The organism is Edaphobacter sp. 12200R-103, assembly GCF_010093025.1.
Classification (GTDB): domain Bacteria; phylum Acidobacteriota; class Terriglobia; order Terriglobales; family Acidobacteriaceae; genus Edaphobacter.
This window is the reverse complement of record NZ_CP048114.1, coordinates 4511251-4533549: the sequence shown is the minus strand read 5'-3', so window position 1 is coordinate 4533549 and position 22299 is coordinate 4511251. Positions and strand designations below refer to the sequence as shown.

The window sequence follows — 22299 nt, the reverse complement described above, 5'->3', positions numbered from 1 at the left end:
TCCATCCCTACAGACCTGCAACTCGCAAACTTCGAGTTTATCGCAGCCGATGGGGAGGAGACCGGCGAATCTCATACATCGAGCGCACCCGCGTTCTGCTGCTCAGTGTGCTCCTATCGGGCCCTTTCCGGGCTTTACCTTCTTCAGCAGCCAGACTGCAACCACACATCCAAAACTCAACAGAGAAAGCCACCGAAACACATCCACAAAGGCCCAGCTCGAGGCTTGCCGCAAAAGCTCGCGGTAAAGCGTCGCCTGCGCAGGATCGGCAGCATTCGCCGGACCATAATACCTTGCCAGAAAGCCTGTCGTATTCTGAAGCGAATTCTGGAACTGCGCCCCGGTCCTCGGAACAGAATTGACGATCAGGTTCTGATGCACCGCGGCACGCCGAATCAGAAGGGTCTGAGCGATTGAGATTCCGATCGACCCTCCGACATTTCTCATCAGGTTGAACAAACCGCTGGCATTGCCCATCTGTTCATTCGGCAGCGTCCCATAAGCCGCCGTTGTAATGGGCACAAAGACAAAGCTCAGCCCAAACCCCGTAATCAGAATAGGTACCAGAAGCGTCGTCGGAGAGACCTGAAGCGTAATGCTTCCGAAATACAACGTCGTAAGTCCGAAAACAATAAATCCAAAGGTAAGCAGATAGCGCGGATCGACTTTATTGGAAAGATACCCGATCACCGGCATCCCGCAGATCGCTCCCAGTCCACGTGGCGCCACCACAACCCCGGCCGTGAAGGCCGTATAGCCCAACAACTCCTGATAAAAGAGCGGAAGCACGGTCACGGTCGAATAGATTGCAATGCCGAAGAGGAAGATTAGCAAACAGCCAATGGCAAAATTGCGATTCTTCAGCACTTTGAGATCGACCAGCGGATTTTTGCGATGCCAGGAGATCCAGACCCACCACAGGAAGGCGGCCAGCATGATCGGAAATGCCACCCGGATCCATGTGGCTCCAAACCAGTCATCTTCCTGCCCCTTATCCAGGATCACCTGCAAAAGTCCGGTCCAGACCACCAAAGCTCCAAATCCCATGTTGTCGAACGCCGGCACCTTCGCATTCTTGATATAGGGGGGGTCATGGACGAAGCGGCTGATCATAAAGACCGCCAGGATTCCCACCGGGATATTGATATAGAAGGCATACCGCCAGGAATACGTATCCGTCAGCCAGCCTCCCAGCGTGGGACCCAGCACCGGGGCCACCACCACACCGAAGGCAAAGACGGCGGCAGCAGCTCCGCGCTTCGCCGGGGGGAAGGACTCAAAAAGGATCGCCTGTGAGAGCGGCTGCAGTGCACCGCCGCCCGCGCCCTGGACAATTCGTGCCAGCAGGATCATTCCCAGGGTCGGCGCTGCTCCGCAGGCGAAGCTGGCAGCAGTGAAAATCATGACGCAGATCACCAGGAACCTCTTCCGCCCAAACCGCAACGAAAACCAGTTGCTGGCCGGAAGTACAATCGCATTCGCTACAAGGTAGCTGGTCAGAACCCAGGTAGCCTCGTCGTTCGAGGCCGACAGCGATCCCGCAATATAGGGAAGCGCCACGGAGGCAATGGCCGTGTCCAGCACCTCCATAAAGGTGGCCAGCATGACCGATGCCGCGATCAGCCAGGGATTTACCCCTTGCGTCACCTCAGCGGAGTGATCGGCTGGAATGGTCGCAGCGCTGGACATGAAACCGCCTTCCCCGTCGCCAAAGTAACAGATGTTGGGATTTCGATTCCAGTACACCAGCGGAATTGACCGGAACCGGCTCAAAAAATGATTAGGATCGGAATCTTCCTGACGGGTCGATCACATTCGAAAACCTTTTGTCTCCAGCAAAATCTACGCGTAAATCGGTTGTCGCATCCAAACGGATAGGCCCGCCCTCCAAAGGCTGGAGGTAAATTCCTATTTCGAATGAGGGCCTGCTCCTGGTCCATTGGAAACTCCATTACACGGCTAGAACAAGCGTATGCCATGTATTTAACTGAAAATAAATGACATGTTGGCTCAAGATCGAAGGCGGACTGCATCGCATTTTTGGGGCAGATCCTGCATCTTCATGATAAATCCTGCATCATATACATTGACAGTAAGTGACTCAAGGTGGCATGATCCACATAGTCAGACGAGTTTAGGGCGATAGCCCGGCGATGGGGAGAGATCAGCGATGGGAAAGATTATTGGAATTGACCTGGGAACCACCAATTCGTGCGTTGCCGTTATGGAAGGCGGCGAGCCGAAGGTAATCCCGAATGAAGAGGGTGGACGCACAACGCCGTCTATCGTCGCCTTTACCAAGAATGGAGAGCGGCTGGTCGGCCAGGTGGCAAAGCGCCAGGCCATCACCAATCCGGAGAATACGGTCTACTCGATCAAGCGCTTTATGGGCCGCCGCTTCAATGAAGTGAGCGACGAGATGAAGATGGTGCCCTACAAGGTCGTTCAGCAGGGCGATCATATCGCCGTCAGCGCACAGGGTAAGGAGTACACCCCGCCTGAGATTTCGGCGATGATCCTGCAGAAGCTGAAGAAGGCCGCTGAGGATTATCTGGGGACCAGTGTCACCGAGGCCGTTATTACAGTTCCGGCGTACTTCAATGACGCCCAGCGCCAGGCGACCAAGGATGCCGGCAAGATCGCCGGACTCGACGTCAGGCGTATCGTCAACGAGCCGACGGCAGCCGCGCTCGCCTACGGCCTCGACAAGAAGAAGGACGAGACGATCGCCGTGTATGACTTCGGCGGCGGTACCTTCGATATCTCGATCCTGGAAGTCGGCGAAGGCGTGATCGAAGTGAAGTCGACCAACGGCGATACCCACCTTGGCGGCGACAATCTCGACCAGCGCATCGTTGACTGGCTCATCAAGGAGTTCAAGGATGAGACCGGCCTCGACCTGACCTCGAAGGGCAACGAGATGGCCCTGCAGCGTCTGAAGGACGCCGCGGAACGCGCCAAGATCGAGCTGTCGACCGCGCAGGAGACGGAGATCAACCTGCCGTTTATCACGGCGGACGCAAGCGGACCGAAGCACCTCGTCCGCAAGCTCACCCGTGCCAAGCTCGAGCAGCTTGTAGCCGATCTTCTGGAGAAGTCGGTCGGACCCTGCAAGCAGGCCTTGAAGGATGCAGGCGTGGACGCCAGCAAGATCGACGAGGTCGTGCTGGTTGGTGGACAGACGCGTATGCCTGCGATCCAGGAGCTGGTGAAGAAGCTCTTCGGCAAGGAGCCGCATAAGGGCGTCAACCCGGACGAGGTGGTCGCAATCGGCGCTGCTGTTCAGGCAGGTGTATTGGCCGGCGATGTGAAGGATCTGCTCCTGCTCGACGTCACTCCGCTAACCCTCTCGATTGAGACGATGGGCGGCGTGGCGACCCCAATGATCCAGCGCAACACGACGATCCCGACCAAGAAGACGGAGACCTTCTCGACGGCTGCCGACTCGCAGACCGAAGTGGAGGTTCATGTCCTTCAGGGCGAGCGTCCGATGGCGGCGCAGAACCGGACTCTGGGCAAGTTCAAGCTGAGCGGCATTCCGCCTGCTCCGCGTGGCGTGCCCCAGATCGAGGTGACCTTCGACATCGACGCCAACGGCATCCTGAACGTGACCGCGAAGGACAACGCCACCGGCAAGGACCAGAAGATCACCATCACCTCCAGCTCGGGCCTGAGCAAGGAAGAGGTGGAGCGGATGGCGAAGGACGCCGAATCTCATGCGGCTGAGGACAAGGAGCAGCGCGAGACGATTGAAGCCCGCAATGGACTCGACTCGATGGTCTACAACGTCGAGAAGATGATCAAAGATGCCGGCGACAAGGTCTCTGGATCGGACAAGAGCGATGTTGAATCGGCTCTTGAAGATGCAAAGAAAGTTCTCGCCGGTTCTCCGAAGCCGAGTGAGCTGAACGAGGCCCGCGAGCGTCTAACGACTGCGAGCCACAAGCTCGCAGAGGCGATGTACAAGGCCAACGCCGGTCAGCCGGGTGAGCAGGCCGCTCAGGCCGGCGCCACCGCCGAGGAGCCGAAGAAGGACGAGGGAGTGATCGACGCCGAGTACGTGGACGTCGACGAAAAGAAGTAACCGGCAAAAGCCGTAACGGTGGTTAGCAACAAAAAAGAGGGGCAATTCTCTGACAGGTTTGCCCCTCTCGCTTTACAAGGACCCGATGGATTGTAGGAATGCACGACTTACTTCCAGGAAAGGTGTTCAACGTGAATAGAAACCAGAACGAAGAAGTCTCCGATCTCATGTGGTTAGAAAACCTGGAACTCAATCGATTGACGGGAGGAAAGGCGATGACCGAGACGATGTGGAGATGTGATCAGGTGCGTGCGGGACAACTTTATAACCGCATGATGTTCGATACGCGCGAAGAGGCGGAACACTTTGTACGCAAGATGCAGCAGATGGAGCCGGACCAGATGTTTTCGATCGAGGCTATCGAAGCGAAGCAGGTCTGGAACTAAGCCGATCTGGTTGGAAGCAGGATTTGTAGTCTCCGTTTCAAAATGTAAGTGTTTTCAGGCGGCGGTAGTCTCTGGTTTGGACCAGTACCGTCGCCATCGTTTCGTCTGGACAGTTTTTGAGGAAGGACAGAACAGAGAATGCCGGAAGGAAATGAGATTCATCGCTGGGCCATGCGGCACCAGGAGGCGTTTGGTCAGAAACCGGTACGCGTCGATGGTCCTCAGGGTCGCTTCACCGATGCCGATGTGATCGACGGGCGAAGGCTGGAACGCGTGCTCGCTGTGGGCAAACATCTTGGTTATGACTTCGGCAAGGACAGGATTCTGCATATCCATCTTGGGTTGCAGGGCGACTTCACCGAGGGATCCGGTCCGCTGCTGCCGGTGAAGGGGGCGCTTCGGCTGCGGATGTGGAACGCAGCGGCGGTGCGGAAGCCCGCAGTACCCGGCGAGTCCAGGCGGCATGCGTGGTATTCCGAAGATGACGGAACCGGCAATCTGGAGCCGGAACAGATTGCGTGGGTCGAGCTGCGCGGGCCTACCGACTGCTCCCTCTATACGCAGGAGAAGTGGGATCAGCTTCTGGAGCGTTTGGGCCCTGACCCGCTGAATGGCGATGCTCCGGACAGGATGATTGCCAGGGTCCAGAAGAGTCGCAAATCGATCGGTGAGCTTCTGATGGATCAGAAGCTGTTTGCAGGCATCGGCAACATCTTTCGTGCGGAGCTGCTGTACCGGGCGAAACTAAGCCCATTTCGTCCTGGCAGGGACGTAGAGGAAGAGACGTTGCGGTCGATATGGAAGGATGCGGAGGAGTTGATGCCGGCAGCGATGATCGACCGCCGCATCGTTACGACGTTACCAAAGCACCGGCCGCATAAAAGCGGAAAGGTCCTGAAAGAAGAGGCCCACTATGTATACCGTCGGCAGGGACTTCCCTGCTTTGTGTGCGGAACGATTGTAAAGAAGCAGGAGGTTGCGGGGCGGAATTTGTTCTGGTGCCCTCGTTGTCAGGCTGAATGATGTGGTTATGTGTTCCTTTGAGATCCGTCGATTGCCGGGTCGGCATCGGTTGGAGCAAAACGCATCGGCGCCTCCCCTGCTGTAGATTATCGGAGATGCCCGGATCCGGTCAGGTGAAAGAATAGAAGACAGGTAACCAGCGAAGAGAGCTATGGCAACGGCAAAGACAAAGGACTACTACGGAATACTTGGCGTCAAGAAGACGGCTACGGCGGATGAGATCCGAAAGGCATTCCGCAAGGCTGCCCGTAAATATCATCCGGACGTAAATCCGGGGGACAAGAAGGCGGAGGAGAAGTTTAAGGAGATCTCCGAGGCCAACGACGTTCTAAGCGATGAGAAGAAGAGGAAGATCTACGATCAGTTCGGGTTCTACTCCGATTCCATTGATCCTGCTGCAGCGGAGGCTGCGGCACGGGGCGGCTATGGAGGCCCCGGAGGATTTGCCGGAGGCACTCACGCAGGTCGCGGGGGTGCGCAGGAGGTCCCCTTCGACTTCGGCGGATTCGACTTCTCCGATTTCGCATCGGGCCGCCAGGAGAGCACCGGCGGAGGAGGCGGAGGCTTCCGCGATATCTTCAGCCAGATGTTCTCGGGAAATCGGAATGCGGCATCACGAGGTCCGCAGCCTGGAACCGACCTGGAGTACCAGGTCAACGTCGATTTCTGGACTGCCATTCGCGGAGGCATAGCGAAACTGGAGATTCAGCGGCAGGAGATATGCCCGACCTGCAAAGGCAAGTCCACCACCGGCGGCAGCATGGAATGTCCGGAGTGCCACGGCAGCGGCCAGGTGACGCAGATGGGCGGACGGATGAAGTTCAACATCCAGTGCCCGCGCTGCGGAGGCTCCGGCAAGACGCAGAATGTATGCCCCACGTGCGATGGAGAGGGCGTGGTGACGAAGCGCGAGCCTCTGGAGTTCCGGATCAAGCCCGGCACACGCGATGGACAGAGGATCCGGCTGGCGGGCAAGGGCAATGCGGGAGTCAATGGCGGAGCCCCCGGCGATCTCTACCTGATCATCAAGGCCGGAACAAACCCCGTCTTCACCCGGACCGGCGACGATATCTACGTTACGGTTCCGGTGACGATTGCAGAAGCTTCGCTCGGGGCAAAGGTGGAAGTTCCAACCATCGATACGCACGAGGGAGGCGGAAGAACCCACCTGAAGATACCGCCGGGAACCCAGTCCGGTCAGAAACTCCGCCTCAGAGAGAAGGGGGTTCCCTCGGCGGTTCACGAAGGCAGGAGGGGTGACCAGATCGTGGAGGTCCGAATCGTCGTTCCCAAGGTGCAGGATGAGCGGTCGAAGGAGATTCTGCGGGAGTTTGCCAAGCTGAATGCCGAGGATCCGCGCGAGGAGCTGTTTACGAAAATCTAAGGGGCCAAGCACCTCAGGAGAGCGATTCCGCTGATTGTGGAGTCCAGGGAGCTCCTGTTACATGCGAGGGCTCGCGGAAGGTTTCGCTCTGCTTTTCGTGCGGAGCCTGGGGACCGGAGTTGAGCGGGGCGGGCAATATGAATTCATTGACCAGCGAGGTGAGGCACTGCACGCTCTCTGGAGCAACGGCCGCAGCGCGTGCAGCGATCCAGGCCTGGGGAGTGAGGATAATCTCCGCCCTGCCCTGGGCGACGGCGCGATAGATATGATTCGCTGCCCGCTTGACCGAGGCCGCAAGGACTGGAGTCGTCGCTGCAAGATCGAACCAGCGCTGCTCCTTCTTCCGGGCGCCTACGAACTTTGCGTGGCGATGGCCGCCGGTGCGCATCAATCCAGGGCAGACGGTGGTGACCCGAATGCCCTTGTGGCGCAGTTCAGCATGCAATCCCTGGGAGAAACCTACGAGCGCGAATTTACTGGCCGTGTAAGGAAGCATGTGAGGCACTGCGACCTTGCCACCGATGGAGCAGATGTTGACGATCGCGGCAACCTTGCCAGGATCGCGATAGAGCATATGCGGAAGCGCTGCCTGAGTAACGTAGAGGGCCGCGAAGAAGTTGGTATCCATAGCTCTGTGATACGCCTCGACGGGCTGGTCTTCGACGGGACCTACCTCCATGATTCCGGCGTTGTTGATCAGCACGTCGATTCTTCCGAAGTGCCCGATGGCGTGCTCGATGAGGCTTGCGGCCTGAGCCTGATCGGTGAGATCAGCCGGAATGAGGAGCACGTCTTCAGGAGAACGGATCGCTCCGCGCTTCAGCAGGCTGTTGCGCGCCTCGTTCAGTTCATGAACATCGCGGGCAGTAAGGACGAGCCGGTTGCCTTCCTGGGCGAAACGTTCTGCAATCGCGAATCCAAGTCCGCGGGAGCCTCCCGTGACAAGGACGACGCGATCTTCAGAGCCTCGCGACCTTCTTCTCCGGCTATTTTGATTGCAAAGGGCGAGCGCGGTCGTAGCGATGGCTGCGGCTCCGCTAAGGACGCGAAGAAGATGAGTTCGCTTCATAGAGATAGAGTCCAGTTGCAACGAGATTCGACACCGGTAGCGGTTAAAATTCTTTGACGCGGATTGAGACCCTCAGGCTAGACTTTTCCTAAGAAAAGATTCGAGACAGAGAGACGAGGCGAAGCCAATGGCAACAAAGCGTAAAAGCAAAGGCGCATATATGATTTCGGCCGTCGCTGAGATGTACCAGATTCATCCCCAGACGTTGCGGCTTTATGAACGCGAAGGGCTTTTGCGCCCTTCGCGGAGCGAGGGCAATACGCGGCTTTATACCGATGAGGACCTGGAGAGGTTGGAGTTCATCCTGAACCTTGCGCGTGACCTTGGCGTGAATATCGCAGGAATCGCCGTGATTCTGCAGATGCGCGAGCGGATGGAGGAGATGAACCGGCAGATGCAGGGCTTTGTGGATTACGTTCGGACGGAGATGCTGTCACACATGCAGCAGAGTGCTACTCCGGCGGGCCTCGTGCCGATGCGTCCCCCTGTGGTTGTTTCGCCGCCACCAACGACGAGGAAAAAGAAGACCGGGTCGTTTGAATAGGGTCTGCCCGTCGCCAGGCTAATTTCTTCCAAGACTCTTTTTCGAAGGTGTCCTCCTGAGCGAAGCTTCTCGCGGCCTTATCGCGAGAAGTAGAGTCGAAGGATCTGCGGTCCGCTGGCCTCAGCCTCCATCCCACGCCGCAGATCCTTCGACTCCGCGCTGCGCGCTACGCTCAGGATGACACTTCCCTTAAATTGCAAGGAGCGTGAATCCGATTCGACTGCCATGTCCTACCAATCGGCGCTAACGTAATTAGGCGGTAACGGCCTCGAATCAGAGATCTGGATGCACTTAGTGCGATGGAGAGGACGTTCCCGAGCTTCCGGAGCCGAAGCCGGAGGAACTGGTTCCGGACGAGTTGCCAAAGATACCCGAACCGGGTGAGGAGCCCGAAGGAGAGCTGGACCCCGGACCGGAGCTGGATCCAAAACCGGAGGACGATCCGGAGCCGAAGGTGGAGTTTGTGCCTCCGCCGAGAAGGGCTGCCTTGGCCTTCAGCTGTTCGATGCGGGGATCGTAGATGAACTCCCACGTCTGATAGGTGGTCTGTTCGTTGAGGACGGTGATGGAGGTGCCGGAATGCGAGCTGCCGACGCCGACGATGGGCGCGCCTCCGCCGGAAAAGCTAGTGGCAGATTGACTTCCAATCCCGCCCGAGGAGCCAGAGCCTCCGGAAGAGACCGTGCCTCCCGAAGATGTGCCCGAGGATGCGCCCGAACTGGAGCCCGGGCCTGTCGTGGTGTTCGATGAAGAACCCAGGCTGAATCCTGAGCTTGAGCCTCCAGAGAGGCCAGACCCGCCGATGGAGCCAAGGCCGCCAGCGCCAGAAGAAGAGCCGCCGATGGTGGAGCCGGGCTGACCGGAGACCATGGATGACGCCGCGCCGAGTCCGCCGGCTGCGCCGGGAAGTCCCGCCAGCGGTTGGCCGAAGAAACCCTTTACGGTCGTCTTCGCCTGTCCGAGGTGGATCAGGCGCCAGTCGGCTTTGCCGGTCATCGGGTCGGTGTACTTCTGCCGGAGAAAGCGGATGTTCGAGGTCTTTACGAGCTGATCGACCGTGCCGGGGTAACGGCCAAACTTACGGTAGTAGAGCTGAATGGCGCGCACGTACTCATCGCCGCGATGGACGGCTTCGACCTCGCGCTCGCGGCGCAATTCGCGCGCGACCTTGGGGGCCGCTATCCCGAGCGCCAGGAAGACGAGGAAGATGAGGACGATTGCGCCGACCAGCATGAATCCCTGTTCGCCCTGCCGCCCGTTCTGTGAAGGATGGACCTGCATGAGACAACTCTAATGAGAGATGAGCGGAAGCGACTGGCGGTTGTTGTTGGCCATATCTTCTACCAGCACGGAGTTTGCTGAGACAGTGATGATCTTGTATCGGCGCTGCACGATATCGCCATCGGCAGCGAGGAAGACGTCTTCGCCGTGAAGCAGGAACGCCTTGCGTGTGCCGGTCGAGGAGGTCTCCGTTCCGAAGAACTTGAGGTCGATGGGTGGCGGAGGTGGCGGCCCCGGAGGCGGCGTGTAGACGGGAGCGGTCGCCTTGGGGCGCGCCGGAGCGATCGGCTTTGGGATATCGACGGGGGCAGAAGCAGCAGAGAAGATATTGCGTCCTGTCCCGGAGTACACGAGCCCTTCCGCGACCAACATGGCCTTCATGTGCAATGTAGGATCGAGCTGCGTGGAAGCGCTCCCGACATTTCTGGCTGCAGGAGCAGGGTGAGCGGAGGGTACTACTGTGGTCTGGACAGGCGTGGGGGCGGAAGGACGCGCCGACGGCGTGGAATCAGAGAGCTGGTAGTAGAGGATACCAGCCGCTAGTAGAACAAAGACGAAGACGGCGATTGCCTTCTTCTGGGTGTCGGGAGTCATCTTCATTGCGATTTCCCCCCATCTTTCGTTGCGGATTCGGCCGGAGCGCTTGCAGTCGCAGCGCCGTTCGCAGGACGCAGGTAGGTCGTAAGGGCAAGCCGCAGACCCACAGTGCCACTCTGCTGGCCGGTCAGGGTCACTCCGCGGATGAGGAAGAACATCTTGTCGCGTTCGAGCGAGTTGATGAAGAGAACGAGCGGACGGTAATCCCCATTCAGGCTGGCGTCCATGCGGATCTCCGTCAGGGCGCCGGAGCTGCCGCTCAGGACGGGAGAAGGAGCGTATTGCGCCCGGGTGAGCTTGACGCCGCGTTCGTTCGTCAACGCGCCAAGTTCTGCCAAAACCTCAGAGTATGAGGTCGGGAGACGCTTGTCATAGAAAGTGTCTGCGTCCCTGGTCGCGGCGACGAGCTTTTGATCCAGCCCTTCGAGCGGCTTTGTAGCGATCTCGGCGGCCTTCAAAGCAACCGTCTGCTGCTCAATGGCGGCGGGATTCTGGCTGCTAGCCATACTCCACGCGAAGGCGATATGAACGAGAAGGTAAAGATTGACGAGCACGAGCAGCCCGATGCTCGCGTAGTAGAGGTTGAGGCGCGTCGCATAGACACGGCCGTTCTCGAGAGCGCTGCGAACGCTCTCATTCAAGCCGGCCTTGCCTGTTGTTGTCGCCATCAGCGCCGCACTCCTGAAGTCTTCCGATGCGAGGTGGTTTTTACATCTCCGGCATGGGCTGGAGCATGCGAGGCGGAGGACCTTATCGAGCCAGCAGCCTCTTCGCGTCGTGCTTTGGTTTCGGAACCCTCAGCTTTCGTCTCAGGAAGTGGATTGTAGCCGCTGAAGATCTCGAACTCCACGCCTCCGGGAACCTGCGGGCCTCCGCGCTCTGCTGCATTCTCCTGTGCCTGGGCGGATTCGCCAGAGATGCGGGGAGCAACGAAGCGCTGCGACTTTTCGAGGTTACGCACGAGTTCCACGGCGCGGTCCCGTTCGCCGCTGACCCGTAGCCGGATACTTACCTCTCCCGATTTTGTCGTTGCGGGATCGATGCTGGTGACCTGAACCCCGGCAGGCAACACCCGCTCAAGATCCATCAAGACGGCCGTCCAGCTGAAGCTCTTTTTGGCAAAGACATCGTTGAGAAAGCGGCTCCGCTCCAGCACTGCCATGTTCTGGGGCTGACGCATCCTGGCTTCGTTGCGCTGACGTACCTGCTGATAGCTCTCGGTCTTTGCCTTCAGCGCATTCATCTGCGCCTGGGCGTCACGCGCCTTCGCATCGAGAAAGTGAAGCGCGATACCCAGCACGACAGCAAGCGCAGCAAGGCCGACCAAAGCTAACCGCAGCTTTGCGTAGAGAGGGCGAAGCTCGATGAAGGGCCGGCTCGCAAGATTGACGGATATCTTCATCAGTTTCTCAAGGCTCCTCTTACACCGGCGAGCCAGCTTCGAGCGATCGTGCCGGTCGCAGCATCCGCTGCCAGCCCTTCAGGTCCGACGATCTCCCTCACATCCACAGGGATGGAGCTGTCTCCTTCAAGGATGGATCGCAACGCCTCTGCCGTAAGGGTGCCTGCAGAGAGAATCCTGTCCGGCTCAACGCGAAGCATGTCTTCAAAGTATGCCGCAGCTACGCTCACCGCCTGGGAGATCTCGCGCCCGGCCATGGCCGCCTCGATGGATGCCACCACATTCGATTCGATCGATATCTCTGCAGCAATGCGCGCGTCAGCGGAGTCGAGCGGCAGGGCCACGCTGTCGTCGGGCTCATCAGAGAGCGGCAGATCGTCTGCAAGCTCAAGAAAGCGGTGCAGAAGAAGCACGCTGCCGTGCGCAATGGCAGTGGTAACGGCGCCATGCCCTGTATTGACCATCAAGACAGGGTCGCTTTGTTCTTCAAGGCTGGACAATGCAGCCAGCGTGCTGGGCAGGACCGCTCCCGCGGTGTAGCCGGCCGCAGCTACCGCATCCTCGTACTCGGAAAGAACGTCATGCGGCATGGCTACCGCCAGAACCCGGACGCTGTTCTTATCGCTTGCCATCACCTGGTAGCTGAGGGCAGCGTGTTCGCTGTCGAAGGGTAGCAGCTTCTTCAGCCGGAAGCGAATGACAGCAAGGGCCTCTGCCGGTTTAGCCGATAGCGCGTCGAAGTCCAGCAGGAGAACCCGCACTGCGGCATCGGGGACGACGAGAGTGATGGGCCGGCCGCGGTCTCCGGCGCGACGGGCTACAGAATCGAGCGTAGAACGAAGTGCAGCAATAACCTGGGGTCGGTCCATCAGATTCCCGGCGTGAAGTCCCGGAGCAAGCGCGGCAGGTTCAAGCGGCTGAGCCGCGACCGCCGTCAACAGACCAGCGGCATCGTCAGCACGGGCCGCAACAACGCCTTCCGGCCGCAACTCTACTGCAAGCCGGGGCCGCGTTCCAAGATTTCTCGGGAAGATCTCCATTCCGTCTCAGCTTACCTTGTTCTTTCTTCTGATGGGGGAGTCCTGGGACTAACGTCCTGCCTCAATGAAGGTCACTTTGTTGATCTCTTTGAGAGTGGTGATTCCGTCGCGGACGCGCTCGAGCGCCGAATCGCGCAGGAAGGCCATTCCCTTCTCCCTTGCCTTCTTGCGAATCTCGCTTCCTGGCTTCTTGGCGAGGAGCATCTCACGAATCTCGTCGTCGAGCTCAAGCAGCTCGTGGATGGCGGAGCGTCCGCGGTACCCTGTACCGCCGCACTCGATGCAGCCTGCACCTTCGCGGAAGGGGAAGTCCCGCCACTCGACGGGGTCGAGACCGCTGGCCAGAATCTCATCGTCGGAGTAACGGACCTCGCGGACGCAGAAGTCGCAGATCTGCCGCACAAGCCGCTGCGCAAGGATGCAGTTGAGCGCCGAAACGAAGTTATACGGTTCAACCCCCATGTTGAGGAAGCGTCCCAGGACGTCCACCACGTTGTTGGCGTGCACCGTGGTGAAGACAAGATGTCCGGTCAGCGCGGAGTTGATCGCGATCTGGGCCGTCTCCGCATCACGGATCTCACCGACCAGAATCTTGTCAGGATCGTGGCGCAGGATGGAGCGGAGGCCACGGGCGAAGGTGAGTCCCTTCTTTTCGTTGACGGGAATCTGCGTGATGCCGCGAATCTGGTACTCGACCGGATCTTCAATGGTGATGATTTTGTCTTCTTCGCTTTTGATCTCATTGAGCGCGGCGTAGAGAGTCGTGGTCTTTCCGGAGCCGGTGGGACCTGTGACCAGCACCATGCCGTAGGGCTCTTTGATGTAGCGGCGAAAACGCTCAAGGTCGCGCGAGGCGAAGCCTACGACGTCCAGCGAAAGCTGCTTGAACTTTTCGCTCATCGACTCTTTGTCGAGCACGCGGAGCACGGCATTTTCGCCGTGGACCGTCGGCATGATGGAAACGCGGAAGTCGATGAGGCGGCCCTTGTAGCGAACGCGGAAACGGCCGTCCTGGGGGACGCGGCGCTCTGCGATGTCGAGCTCGCTCATGACCTTGATGCGGGAAAGGATGGTTTGATGGTGCTCCCGCGCGATGGGAGCCATCGCCTGCTGCAGGACGCCGTCGATGCGGTACTTGACCAGCAACGAATCGTCGAAGGTCTCAAGATGGATGTCGGAGGCGCGACGCTCAAGAGCGGTAAAGATGGTCGTATCCACGAGGCGGATGATGGGCGAGATGTCATCCTCGCTGGTCAGCCGTTCGATGGAGATATTCTCGTCCGCGTTCTCCTCACTCGAGAGCACATCGAAGGCAAGCCCTTCGCTGGCCTCTTCCAGCACTCGCTGCGACTGCTCGGTCTTCTTCAGCAGCTCATTGATCTGCGATAACGTGGCAACACGGGTCAGCAGGCGCATTCCGAGAAGGCCGGCGATCTCGTCAAGCACCATCAGCTTCGAGGGATCGGAGACGGCGATGGCAAGGCGCGAACCAACCTGTTCCAGTGGAACGAAGTTGTACCGGAACATCATGTCGACGGGGACGCGCTTGAAGAGATCGTGCTGGATCTTGAAGTTCTTCAGGTCGATGAAGTCAGCGTGGTATCTTCGCGCGAGCGCCCTGGCGTGCTCAAGCTCGTCCATGCCCAGGTCAGTGACCGGGATCGCCAGCGGAAGATTTGCCATATCCGTAAGACTCCTATGCTGTTGAAGCGTCACCTGAAAGACCACTGGACGAGGCTGGAGAACTTCAACTATCTTGTTTGCAACAAATAGTGCAAACCATCCACTCTTCGCGTGTCCTTGAGGGCAGGACTGACGCGCGAAGGAGTGGACCTTCTCCATGGTACTATTCGGCTCCCAGTCTTTGTTAGAAGGCCATACCGAAACCCTGAGTTTGCGGAGGAATCTGGATCATGAGCCATGCAGCCACTTCTATCCACGAGTTCGCCCATCGCGCAATTAACTGGTCGATCGTCCTCAGTATCCTGCTGATCGTGGCAGGGTTCTTCACTCTTCTGATCCCTTTCCTGGGAGGAATCGGCGTGACGCTCTTTGTGGGCTGGGCGCTGATGATCAGCGGAGTCACCCATCTGGTCCTTGCCTGGAAGGGGCACAACACCGGAGCCCGGCTGTGGGAGCTTCTGGTCGGTCTGGCGTATCTCTTTGCAGGCGTTTATCTTATTCTGCATCCGGTTGCCGGTTTGGCCTCGCTGACGCTCCTGCTGGCCTTCTACCTCTTCTTTGAAGGCATCTTTGAGGTCCTGGCGTTTTTCCAGATGCGATCCCGCCCGGGCGCAGGCTGGTTGCTCTTCGACGGAGCAATCACGCTGCTGCTGGCTTTCATGATCTGGCGGCACTGGCCCTTCAGCTCGGTATGGGCAGTAGGCACCCTGGTCGGCGTCAGTATGCTCTTCAGCGGATTCTCCCGCCTGATGCTCTCCATGGGGGCCAGACAGGTCCTGAAAGCGGCTTAGCGGGCCGGTGGCTGTGCTGCGTCCTGATCGTCAGGGGAGTTCAGGGACTGGATGAGAGCGTCGGCCTGGGCGATCGAGCCATCCAGGCTGGTCAGCAGCACATCCACGTCGGTAGAGATACGCGTCGAGGTTCCCTTCAGGGAACCAATCGCGCGGGCGTTCAGGTTGTGCTTCAGAAAGACGACCTGGTCGTGGAAGGCTGTCAGCACAGGCGTCATCCGGGCTTCTGTCTGGCGCATGGATTTGAGATAACTGGCTTCCTGCAGACGTGAACTGCGCAGCATCGCTTCCGACTGCCGCTTCAGCTTGCGATTCCCCATGCCGTCAATCTCTTTCTGCCACTCCTTGAAGAGATCGTTTGACACCTGATCGATGGAGTTGATGCGGTCATGGAGCTTCTTTGCCGAATCGGCTGCTTTTTCGTACTCGCCGTTGAGCTTCTTGTAGCTCTTTTCGAGCTGGCCACCCTGAAATCCTGTCAGCTCCTGGAACGACTCCATCGTGGTCTTGATCTGCTCTTTGGTTTCCTGCTGTTCCTTCTTTGAGTCCTTGACCCGAGCAATCAGGATGTCGCGCTTCTCTTTGCCAAAGGCAGACATCGCCTTGTAGTAGGTGCGTGTACAACCAGCCAGCAAGGCAAGACATAGGAGCGCACCCGTGCTTCGGCAGAGAGCTTTTCTGGCGGGTTTCATTTCAAACCTCAGAGTGAAGTATGTTGACTATTAAACAAAGCAGGGCCCGGTTTAGTGGCCACCCATTCCGGTCACGCCGAGGCTGAAGATCGGCAGATAGAGGGCGATCAAAATAGTTATCACAACAACACCCATGACGACGAGGATCAATGGCTCAATCAGGCTCATCGCAGCGGTGAGATTCGTCTGCACATCTTCTTCGAAGAACTCGGCCACGGAGTTGAGCATCTGGGGAAGCGCGCCGGTGGACTCGCCAACTTCGATCATCTCGATGGCCAGCTCCGGGAAGGCTTTTGTCTGCTCAAGGCTACGAGAGAGGCCCTTTCCTTCGCGCACGGTTCCCACGGAGCGCAGGATGGCACTCGCAACCTGTCGCGAATCGATGGACCGCGCGGCGGTCTCAAGAGACGGCACGAGAGGAAGTCCCCCGGTCAGCAGCGTCGAAAGCGTTCTGGCGAAGAGGCCAACCTGGTACTTGAGCCACACATCGCCGAAGATCGGCGTTCGTATCCGAATGCGATCGATCAGCAAGGCCCCGGCGTCGGTTTTCGTCCATCGATAGATGAGATAGATCAATCCGGCGACAGCAATGCCGAAGTAGATTCCATAGTGCTGCGCGTTCTTCCCGAGGTTCATCAGGAAGATCGTAAGCGGCGGCAAAGCGGTATCGAGCTGCTCATAGAGCTGGCCAAAACGGGGAACGACGAAGGTGATCAGAAAGATGAAGAGTCCGAGCACCATGAAGACCAGCAGCGCCGGGTAGACGAGACTTGCCTTGAGTTTCTTGCGGAAGGTCAGCGAGACCCGTTGAAAGTCGAGGTAACGCTGCAGGACCTCTTCGAGATTTCCGGAGCGCTCTCCGGCCAGCAGGGTCGTCGTATAGACCAGGGGAAAGCCGCCCTGCGCTTCGAATGCCTGCGAAATCGACTCGCCGGTCTTGACCCGTGAGGCGACATCTTCCAACTGGGCCCGGAAGTTGACCTGCTTCTGACGCCGGCCGAGAAGATCCAATGCTCCGAGAATGGGAAGGCCAGCCCGGATCAGGGTCAGAAACTGCTGGTTGAAGATAAGGAAGGTCTCGAGCTTGACCTTTTTTCGGGAGCCGGCGAGATTTCCCCGTGATTTGACCGAATAAACGTAATAGCCAGCCTGCGTAAAGCGAGCACGGAGTTCCTCGGCGCTCGCGGCCATGTGCGTCTGTTCCAGGACTCGCCCGCGTTCATCCGCCAGCCGGACTACAAATTCGTTCATAGGTACGTTTCGAAGACCCTGCGTGATCTCTGTCTTATGTTAGACGTTCGATGGTCCTCATGACAGCAAAAGCCCCGGAGATCTCCGGGGCTTTTCGTCGTTCCAAGAAGACGGGGCTTAGACGCTGAAGCTGGAACCGCATCCGCAGGTCGACTTTACGGCGGCATTCTCGAACTTGAAGCCGGCGGCCTCAAGCGTCTCGACGTAGTCGACCGTGCAGTTATTCAGATACATGGCCGAGGTTGCGTCCACAAAGACTTTGAGATCGTCAAACCTGAGAACCTTATCCATCATTCCGGGCTGATTTTCAAAAGACATTGAGTACTGGAAGCCGGAACAGCCTCCACCGACAACACCGATCCTGAGGCCAGCGGGAACTGGATCCTGCGTGGCCATAATTTCCTTCACCTTAGCGATTGCATTGGAGGTGAGGTTAACGACGTGCGAGGAAGCAGGGGCGCCAGTAACAACTTCAGCAGTAGGGGTGACAGTGGCAGATGACATCGAATCTCCTTGTCTCAGACTCCTTAAGTGTATGCCTCCTCAGACCCAGCGGCAAGCCGTCAATCCGGAGGCAGGAGAGACACATTGTGTTAGATGTCTTTGCATCCAAACGGATGCAGGATATGACCTGCTAAGATCGAATGCACAGCCGCCATCTTCATGGCCAAGTCTATGAAACCACTCCTTCTGCTGGCGAATGCCTTTATCAACACGTTCGGGATTACCCAGCCGACGGAGGCTGCCGCCAAACGTGCGTCACAGTTCATCGCTGTGCTGATTGGCCTGGTCCTCCTTGTCTTTCTTGGAGTTGCGGGTGTCGGCGTCTATATCTTGATGCGACACTAGACGACTCCCGAAAAAAGCTCCTTTGAGTATGGGACAGACACCGGTTTCGACAGGTGTGGCATTGTTCCGGCGAAGGGGAACCTGCGTAGTCAACTGGCCACAAAAAGCTAGTGCATTCCTGTTGCGCAGGCGTATGATGCCGTCGGACGGCCCCCGCTGCCATCCGAGCCTGCTGCCGGCCCGCCAATGGCCCAGCCCGGATCGCCCATATTGCCAACCCTGAAAAGGGCGGAGGGAACGTTATGAGCGCAATACCCATCATGCTCATCATCTGGGGAGTTGTGGCAGCCTGTTTCCTGGCGCTGCTTGCGTACCGTGGACAGCTCACGCGGTACGAGGAAGATCAACTCTTTCTGACCGATCAGGAAAGTCACGAACAGCACGAACAGACTGAAATTGTTCGCAAGGTCAACAGAATCGCTCCAGCCATCCGCGTCCTTGGATTTGCTGCAGCGGCAATGACCGTAAGTATTGTTGGCATCTTCACGTACGATGCCTGGCAGCATTTGAAGTAACCCGGTCTGGGAAACATTAACTCCCTGCAAGAGAAAGGGGCGAGCCATGAGCTCGCCCCTTTCACCCATTCTGCCGCTACGCGTTATAGGTGCTTGAGGAGACGCGGCCGCCAGTGCCAGTCCAGTTAGTGTGGAAGTACTCGCCGCGCGGCTTGTCGACACGCTCGTAGGTGTGCGCTCCGAAGAAATCGCGCTGAGCCTGGAGCAGGTTTGCCGGCAGGTTCTCTGAACGATAGCCGTCATAGAACGCCAGAGCCGTTGAGAAGGCGGGCGTGGGAACTCCAACCTCAATCGCGTGGATGATGGCTTTGCGCCAGGAGGCGCCGTACTTGTTGAGTGCGCTCGAAAAGAAGTCATCCAGCAGAAGATTCTGCAGCTTGGGATTCTTATCGAACGCGGCCTTGATATTGCCGAGGAAGACGCTGCGGATGATGCAGCCGCCGCGCCACATCAACGCGATGCCTCCCATGTTCAGCTCCCACTTCTGCTCCTGCTCGATGGCGCGAAGCAGCATGTAGCCCTGCGCGTAGCTCACCATCTTGGAGCAGTAGAGTGCACGACGCACATCTTCGATGAACGCCTTCTTCTCCGAGATCGTCAGAACCTTCTTCGGCCCTTCAAGAATCTTCGAAGCAGCGACACGCTCGTCCTTCAGGGCGGACAGGCAGCGGGCGAAGACGCTCTCTCCGATCAGCGTAACCGGCTGGCCCAGATCGAGAGCGGAGATTGCCGTCCACTTGCCGGTTCCCTTCTGGCCCGCAGTGTCCAGAATCTTGTCGATCAGCGGCTGGCCGTCGTCGTCCTTCTTGGCGAAGATCTTGCTGGTGATCTCGATGAGATAGCTGTCCAGCTCTCCCTTGTTCCACTCGGTAAAGATCTCGGCGAGTTCATCGGGCGTCAGGCCAAGAGCATCCCGCAGAAGCTGGTACGCCTCGCAGATCAGCTGAATGTCGCCATACTCGATGCCGTTGTGGACCATCTTGACGTAGTGGCCGGCGCCATCGGGACCAACCCAGTCGCAGCACGGCGAACCATCTTCCACCTTGGCCGCAATGGCCTGGAAGATTTCCTTCACATAAGGCCACGCTGCGGGATCTCCTCCGGGCATGATGGACGGACCGAAACGGGCGCCCTCTTCACCACCGGAGACGCCGGTTCCGATGAAGAGAATCCCCTTCTCGGCAAGTTCCTTCCGGCGGCGGTTGGAATCGGTGAAAAGTGAGTTGCCGCCGTCGATGATGATGTCACCCTTTTCCAGATAGGGGAGGACATGCTCGATGGTCTGATCGACGACGTCTCCGGCCTTCACCATCAACATCACCCGGCGCGGACGCTTCAGCAGCTTACAGAGTTCCTCAGCCGAGTGGGCCCCCACAACCTGGGTTCCCTTCGCTTCGTGATTGATAAATTCATCAACCTTCGAGGTCGTCCGGTTAAAGACTGCAACCTTGAAGCCGTGATCGTTCATGTTCAGCACAAGGTTTTGGCCCATGACGGCCAGACCGATCAGACCTATATCGCAAGTTCCTTCAGACATTCAGTATTCTCCACGATGATTCCTCGCCGCGGGGCAGAGGAGATTGAATCAAGTTTGGTAAGCAGCAAAGCAGACCAGCCCGGATTGGGCGACCGATTTCGTCTTTTTATCATAGCGACAGGATGGCAGGACAGCGTAGAAAGCTCCTTGAGCGCTAACTCTGGAAAAAAGAGGCGCCGGATGACTTTGATGAGTCGAAGCCGCTGCTATCGAGCAGTTGCGCGGAGCTCCTATAGCAAGACTCCCGAATATCTTCTAATCCCGTACAATTTAGAGGACGAAGATATGTGACCGAGTCGGAGATATTGCTCTACTCTGAGGGTCTCCCGATTTGCCATATCCTGTCAGGCAACCAGCGATGATGAACGTGCGAAAGTGGCGAAATTGGCAGACGCACCAGACTTAGGATCTGGCGGGGAAACCCGTGGGGGTTCAAGTCCCCCCTTTCGCACCAACTCTTCTAATTGCCTCGGTAGAACTTCTGCTCAGGAGCATCGCTTTCGAGCCAGGCGCGTCACCCTCAGGGCAGAGCAAACGTAAACAGGTCGCTTCCAGCCGCAATCGCGAAGTACTGCCTGCCATTGACCGCATAGCTCATTGGTGAGGCGTGCAGTGGCTGGCCTACGTTGAAGTGATACAGCGGGTGCCCGTTGTGGCCATCGATCACCTCAAACTCCTCCGCATCATCGCCAAAGGCCACCAGGCCGGTCGCCGTCGACATGACGCCTCCAGAAGAGCGTCCGACACCTGCCTGTGGATTGATCCAGGCGAACTTGTCGTTGAACGGATCGAAGGCCATCAGATACTTCTTCGCCTTTTCGTTCGGCATGTGGCCTGCTCCGGTCGAGTAGTACGCCTTTCCCTCTTCGAAATCGGCGGTCTTTGCCTTGAAGACGGAGCAGTCGTCCAGCGCCAGGAAATAGAACAGGTGCGTGGTCTCGCTATAGGTGGGCGAGTACCAGTTGGTGCCGCCGCCGTAGCTCGGACACATGCGGGTTCCCTCCGCCGTCGGCACCAGGTCTGTGCGGATCGGTCGGCCATTCGCGTCGATTCCTTTGGCCCAGTTCTGCTTGAGCGCAAACTGCTTCGACCCTAAATATTTGCCCGTGGTGCGATCGAGAATGTAGACGAAGCCATTGCGATTTGCCTGGAGGAGCAGCTTGCGCGGCGAACCCTTGTACACGGCGTCGATCAGCACAGGCGTCTCGGTCGCATCGTAGTCGTTCAGATCGTGCGGCGTGAACTGGAAGTGCCACTTCAGTTTCCCTGTGTCGGGGTCCAGTGCAAGCACACTGCTGGTGTAAAGATTATCCCCTTCACGTACTGAGCCGTCGAAATCGGGAGAGGGATTGCTGGTCGGCCAGAAGATCAGGTTCAGTTCAGGATCGAAGGTGCCAGGGAGCCAGGTAGTGGCGCCGCCATTCTTCCAGGCATCTTTATATTTTCCGCTGGTGGGCCATGTCTCCGATCCCGGCTCGCCAGGAGCAGGAATTGTCCAGAAGCGCCAGGCCTCTTTGCCCGTCTCTGCATCGTACGCCGCCACAAAACCACGAACGCCGTCATCTCCACCGGAGGTCCCGACCAGTACCTTATCTTTCACGATTAGCGGCGCACTGGTTGCACCGTAGTTGCGATTGTTGAAGGCGTAAGGGACGTCCCAGATCAGGTTGCCGCTGCGCGCGTCGAGACAAAGCAGATGAGCGTTGTCCGTCTCCATGTAGATACGCGTTCCGAGCACAGCAACGCCTCGGTTAATGTGTCCCGAAGCATCATCGATCAGACCTTGGGTAACCGGCCGTTCATGGTGCCATAGAATCTTTCCGGTCGTAGCGTCGAGCGCGTAAGCATCGTTGGATCCGGTTACGAACATCACCCCGGCAACCACCACCGGCGTCAGTTCGAGGACTCCCGGATTCCTGCTGTGAAAGACCCACTGCGGAGCCAGACGGTGGGCATTCTCCGGCGTAACCTGCATCAGGCTGCTGTATCTACGTCCGGTGTAGTCGCCATTGTACATGGGCCAGTCGTCATGAATGGACGACTTCATCAGGTCCGCTGCTTTGACATCGACGATGCCATTGCGCGAGTTCTGCGGGCCTGGAGCCGTGGACTTCGTCTGTGCCAGCAGCGCAGTCGAAAGACACATTAACCCCGTGCACAGTTGCATCATC

General features: G+C 58.1%; 22 protein-coding genes and 1 tRNA gene. 9 read left to right on the top strand and 14 right to left on the bottom strand.

All coding sequences use genetic code 11. From position 1 onward, the window contains the following. Nucleotides 1-102: 102 nt before the first annotated feature. Entirely contained in the window at nucleotides 103-1689 is a 1587-nt protein-coding gene (locus GWR55_RS18940) for a DHA2 family efflux MFS transporter permease subunit (RefSeq protein WP_162403644.1), read from the bottom strand. A gap of 481 nt (nucleotides 1690-2170) precedes the next feature. Between GWR55_RS18940 and dnaK the strand changes: the two genes are divergently transcribed. The 4 genes from dnaK to GWR55_RS18920 all read left to right on the top strand — a co-directional run bounded on the left by dnaK (nucleotide 2171) and on the right by GWR55_RS18920 (nucleotide 6877). Next, complete coding sequence (dnaK, locus tag GWR55_RS18935; protein ID WP_162403642.1) at nucleotides 2171-4084, top strand: molecular chaperone DnaK; 1914 nt, start codon at nucleotides 2171-2173, stop codon at nucleotides 4082-4084. 131 nt (nucleotides 4085-4215) lie between these two features. Next, nucleotides 4216-4470 (top strand): hypothetical protein, encoded by a 255-nt coding sequence (locus tag GWR55_RS18930; protein ID WP_162403641.1) that lies wholly within the window; start codon nucleotides 4216-4218, stop codon nucleotides 4468-4470. A 138-nt stretch (nucleotides 4471-4608) separates the two neighbouring features. Beyond that, nucleotides 4609-5493: an Fpg/Nei family DNA glycosylase gene (locus GWR55_RS18925; RefSeq protein ID WP_162403640.1), complete on the top strand. Its 885-nt coding sequence runs from the start codon at nucleotides 4609-4611 to the stop codon at nucleotides 5491-5493. Nucleotides 5494-5644: 151 nt separating this feature from the next. Then, nucleotides 5645-6877: a DnaJ C-terminal domain-containing protein gene (locus GWR55_RS18920; protein WP_162403639.1), complete on the top strand. Its 1233-nt coding sequence runs from the start codon at nucleotides 5645-5647 to the stop codon at nucleotides 6875-6877. 13 nt (nucleotides 6878-6890) lie between these two features. Here the strand turns inward: GWR55_RS18920 and GWR55_RS18915 are convergent, their stop codons facing one another. Further along, complete coding sequence (locus tag GWR55_RS18915) at nucleotides 6891-7946, bottom strand: SDR family oxidoreductase (RefSeq protein ID WP_162403638.1); 1056 nt, start codon at nucleotides 7944-7946, stop codon at nucleotides 6891-6893. Nucleotides 7947-8073: 127 nt separating this feature from the next. Here GWR55_RS18915 and GWR55_RS18910 point away from each other — a divergent pair, with 127 nt between their 5' ends. Continuing rightward, nucleotides 8074-8490: a helix-turn-helix transcriptional regulator gene (locus GWR55_RS18910; RefSeq protein ID WP_162403637.1), complete on the top strand. Its 417-nt coding sequence runs from the start codon at nucleotides 8074-8076 to the stop codon at nucleotides 8488-8490. A gap of 77 nt (nucleotides 8491-8567) precedes the next feature. Here GWR55_RS18910 and GWR55_RS18905 read toward each other — a convergent pair whose 3' ends face one another. The 7 genes from GWR55_RS18905 to GWR55_RS18875 all read right to left on the bottom strand — a co-directional run bounded on the left by GWR55_RS18905 (nucleotide 8568) and on the right by GWR55_RS18875 (nucleotide 14493). Continuing rightward, on the bottom strand, nucleotides 8568-8717 hold the full coding sequence (locus GWR55_RS18905; RefSeq protein WP_162403636.1) for a hypothetical protein: 150 nt from the start codon (nucleotides 8715-8717) through the stop codon (nucleotides 8568-8570). Between the two features lie 64 nt (nucleotides 8718-8781). Continuing rightward, on the bottom strand, nucleotides 8782-9771 hold the full coding sequence (locus tag GWR55_RS18900) for a type II secretion system protein (protein WP_162403635.1): 990 nt from the start codon (nucleotides 9769-9771) through the stop codon (nucleotides 8782-8784). A 9-nt stretch (nucleotides 9772-9780) separates the two neighbouring features. After that, the gene (locus tag GWR55_RS18895; protein WP_162403634.1) at nucleotides 9781-10371 is read right to left on the bottom strand and encodes a hypothetical protein; all 591 of its coding nucleotides are present in this window, start codon (nucleotides 10369-10371) and stop codon (nucleotides 9781-9783) included. Beyond that, a complete protein-coding gene (locus GWR55_RS18890) occupies nucleotides 10368-11036 on the bottom strand; it encodes a hypothetical protein (RefSeq protein ID WP_202925546.1) in 669 nt (222 codons plus the stop codon). The genes GWR55_RS18895 and GWR55_RS18890 overlap by 4 nt, the downstream gene beginning before the upstream one ends. After that, nucleotides 11036-11770, bottom strand: a complete 735-nt coding sequence (locus GWR55_RS18885) for a PilN domain-containing protein (protein ID WP_162403633.1) — start codon at nucleotides 11768-11770, stop codon at nucleotides 11036-11038. The genes GWR55_RS18890 and GWR55_RS18885 overlap by 1 nt, the downstream gene beginning before the upstream one ends. Then, on the bottom strand, nucleotides 11770-12810 hold the full coding sequence (locus tag GWR55_RS18880) for a hypothetical protein (protein WP_162403632.1): 1041 nt from the start codon (nucleotides 12808-12810) through the stop codon (nucleotides 11770-11772). Before GWR55_RS18880 ends, GWR55_RS18885 begins: the two co-directional genes overlap by 1 nt. A gap of 48 nt (nucleotides 12811-12858) precedes the next feature. Next, nucleotides 12859-14493 (bottom strand): GspE/PulE family protein, encoded by a 1635-nt coding sequence (locus GWR55_RS18875; RefSeq protein WP_162403631.1) that lies wholly within the window; start codon nucleotides 14491-14493, stop codon nucleotides 12859-12861. A 230-nt stretch (nucleotides 14494-14723) separates the two neighbouring features. Between GWR55_RS18875 and GWR55_RS18870 the strand changes: the two genes are divergently transcribed. Beyond that, complete coding sequence (locus tag GWR55_RS18870; protein WP_162403630.1) at nucleotides 14724-15284, top strand: HdeD family acid-resistance protein; 561 nt, start codon at nucleotides 14724-14726, stop codon at nucleotides 15282-15284. Here GWR55_RS18870 and GWR55_RS18865 read toward each other — a convergent pair. The 3 genes from GWR55_RS18865 to GWR55_RS18855 form a co-directional block, all read right to left on the bottom strand. Next, on the bottom strand, nucleotides 15281-15976 hold the full coding sequence (locus GWR55_RS18865) for a DUF2959 family protein (protein ID WP_162403629.1): 696 nt from the start codon (nucleotides 15974-15976) through the stop codon (nucleotides 15281-15283). The two genes, GWR55_RS18870 and GWR55_RS18865, sit on opposite strands and share 4 nt — an antisense overlap. A 51-nt stretch (nucleotides 15977-16027) precedes the next feature. Further along, entirely contained in the window at nucleotides 16028-17227 is a 1200-nt protein-coding gene (locus GWR55_RS18860; protein ID WP_162403628.1) for a type II secretion system F family protein, read from the bottom strand. 117 nt (nucleotides 17228-17344) lie between these two features. Then, nucleotides 17345-17731, bottom strand: coding sequence for an iron-sulfur cluster assembly accessory protein (locus tag GWR55_RS18855; RefSeq protein WP_162403627.1), 387 nt, complete (start codon nucleotides 17729-17731; stop codon nucleotides 17345-17347). 171 nt (nucleotides 17732-17902) lie between these two features. Here GWR55_RS18855 and GWR55_RS18850 point away from each other — a divergent pair, with 171 nt between their 5' ends. Together GWR55_RS18850 and GWR55_RS18845 are read left to right on the top strand one after the other, a co-directional pair. Continuing rightward, nucleotides 17903-18076 (top strand): hypothetical protein, encoded by a 174-nt coding sequence (locus tag GWR55_RS18850; protein ID WP_162403626.1) that lies wholly within the window; start codon nucleotides 17903-17905, stop codon nucleotides 18074-18076. 242 nt (nucleotides 18077-18318) lie between these two features. Then, nucleotides 18319-18591: a hypothetical protein gene (locus GWR55_RS18845; protein ID WP_162403625.1), complete on the top strand. Its 273-nt coding sequence runs from the start codon at nucleotides 18319-18321 to the stop codon at nucleotides 18589-18591. 76 nt (nucleotides 18592-18667) lie between these two features. Here the strand turns inward: GWR55_RS18845 and gnd are convergent, their stop codons facing one another. After that, complete coding sequence (gnd, locus tag GWR55_RS18840) at nucleotides 18668-20128, bottom strand: decarboxylating NADP(+)-dependent phosphogluconate dehydrogenase (protein ID WP_162403624.1); 1461 nt, start codon at nucleotides 20126-20128, stop codon at nucleotides 18668-18670. Nucleotides 20129-20497: 369 nt separating this feature from the next. On the opposite strand from gnd, the gene GWR55_RS18835 reads away from it, so the two are divergent. Then, a tRNA-Leu gene (locus GWR55_RS18835) sits at nucleotides 20498-20582 on the top strand. Nucleotides 20583-20648: 66 nt separating this feature from the next. On the opposite strand, the gene GWR55_RS18830 is transcribed toward GWR55_RS18835, so the two are convergent. Then, on the bottom strand, nucleotides 20649-22298 hold the full coding sequence (locus GWR55_RS18830; RefSeq protein WP_238398531.1) for a PQQ-binding-like beta-propeller repeat protein: 1650 nt from the start codon (nucleotides 22296-22298) through the stop codon (nucleotides 20649-20651). Between the last annotated feature and the right edge of the window lies 1 nt (nucleotide 22299).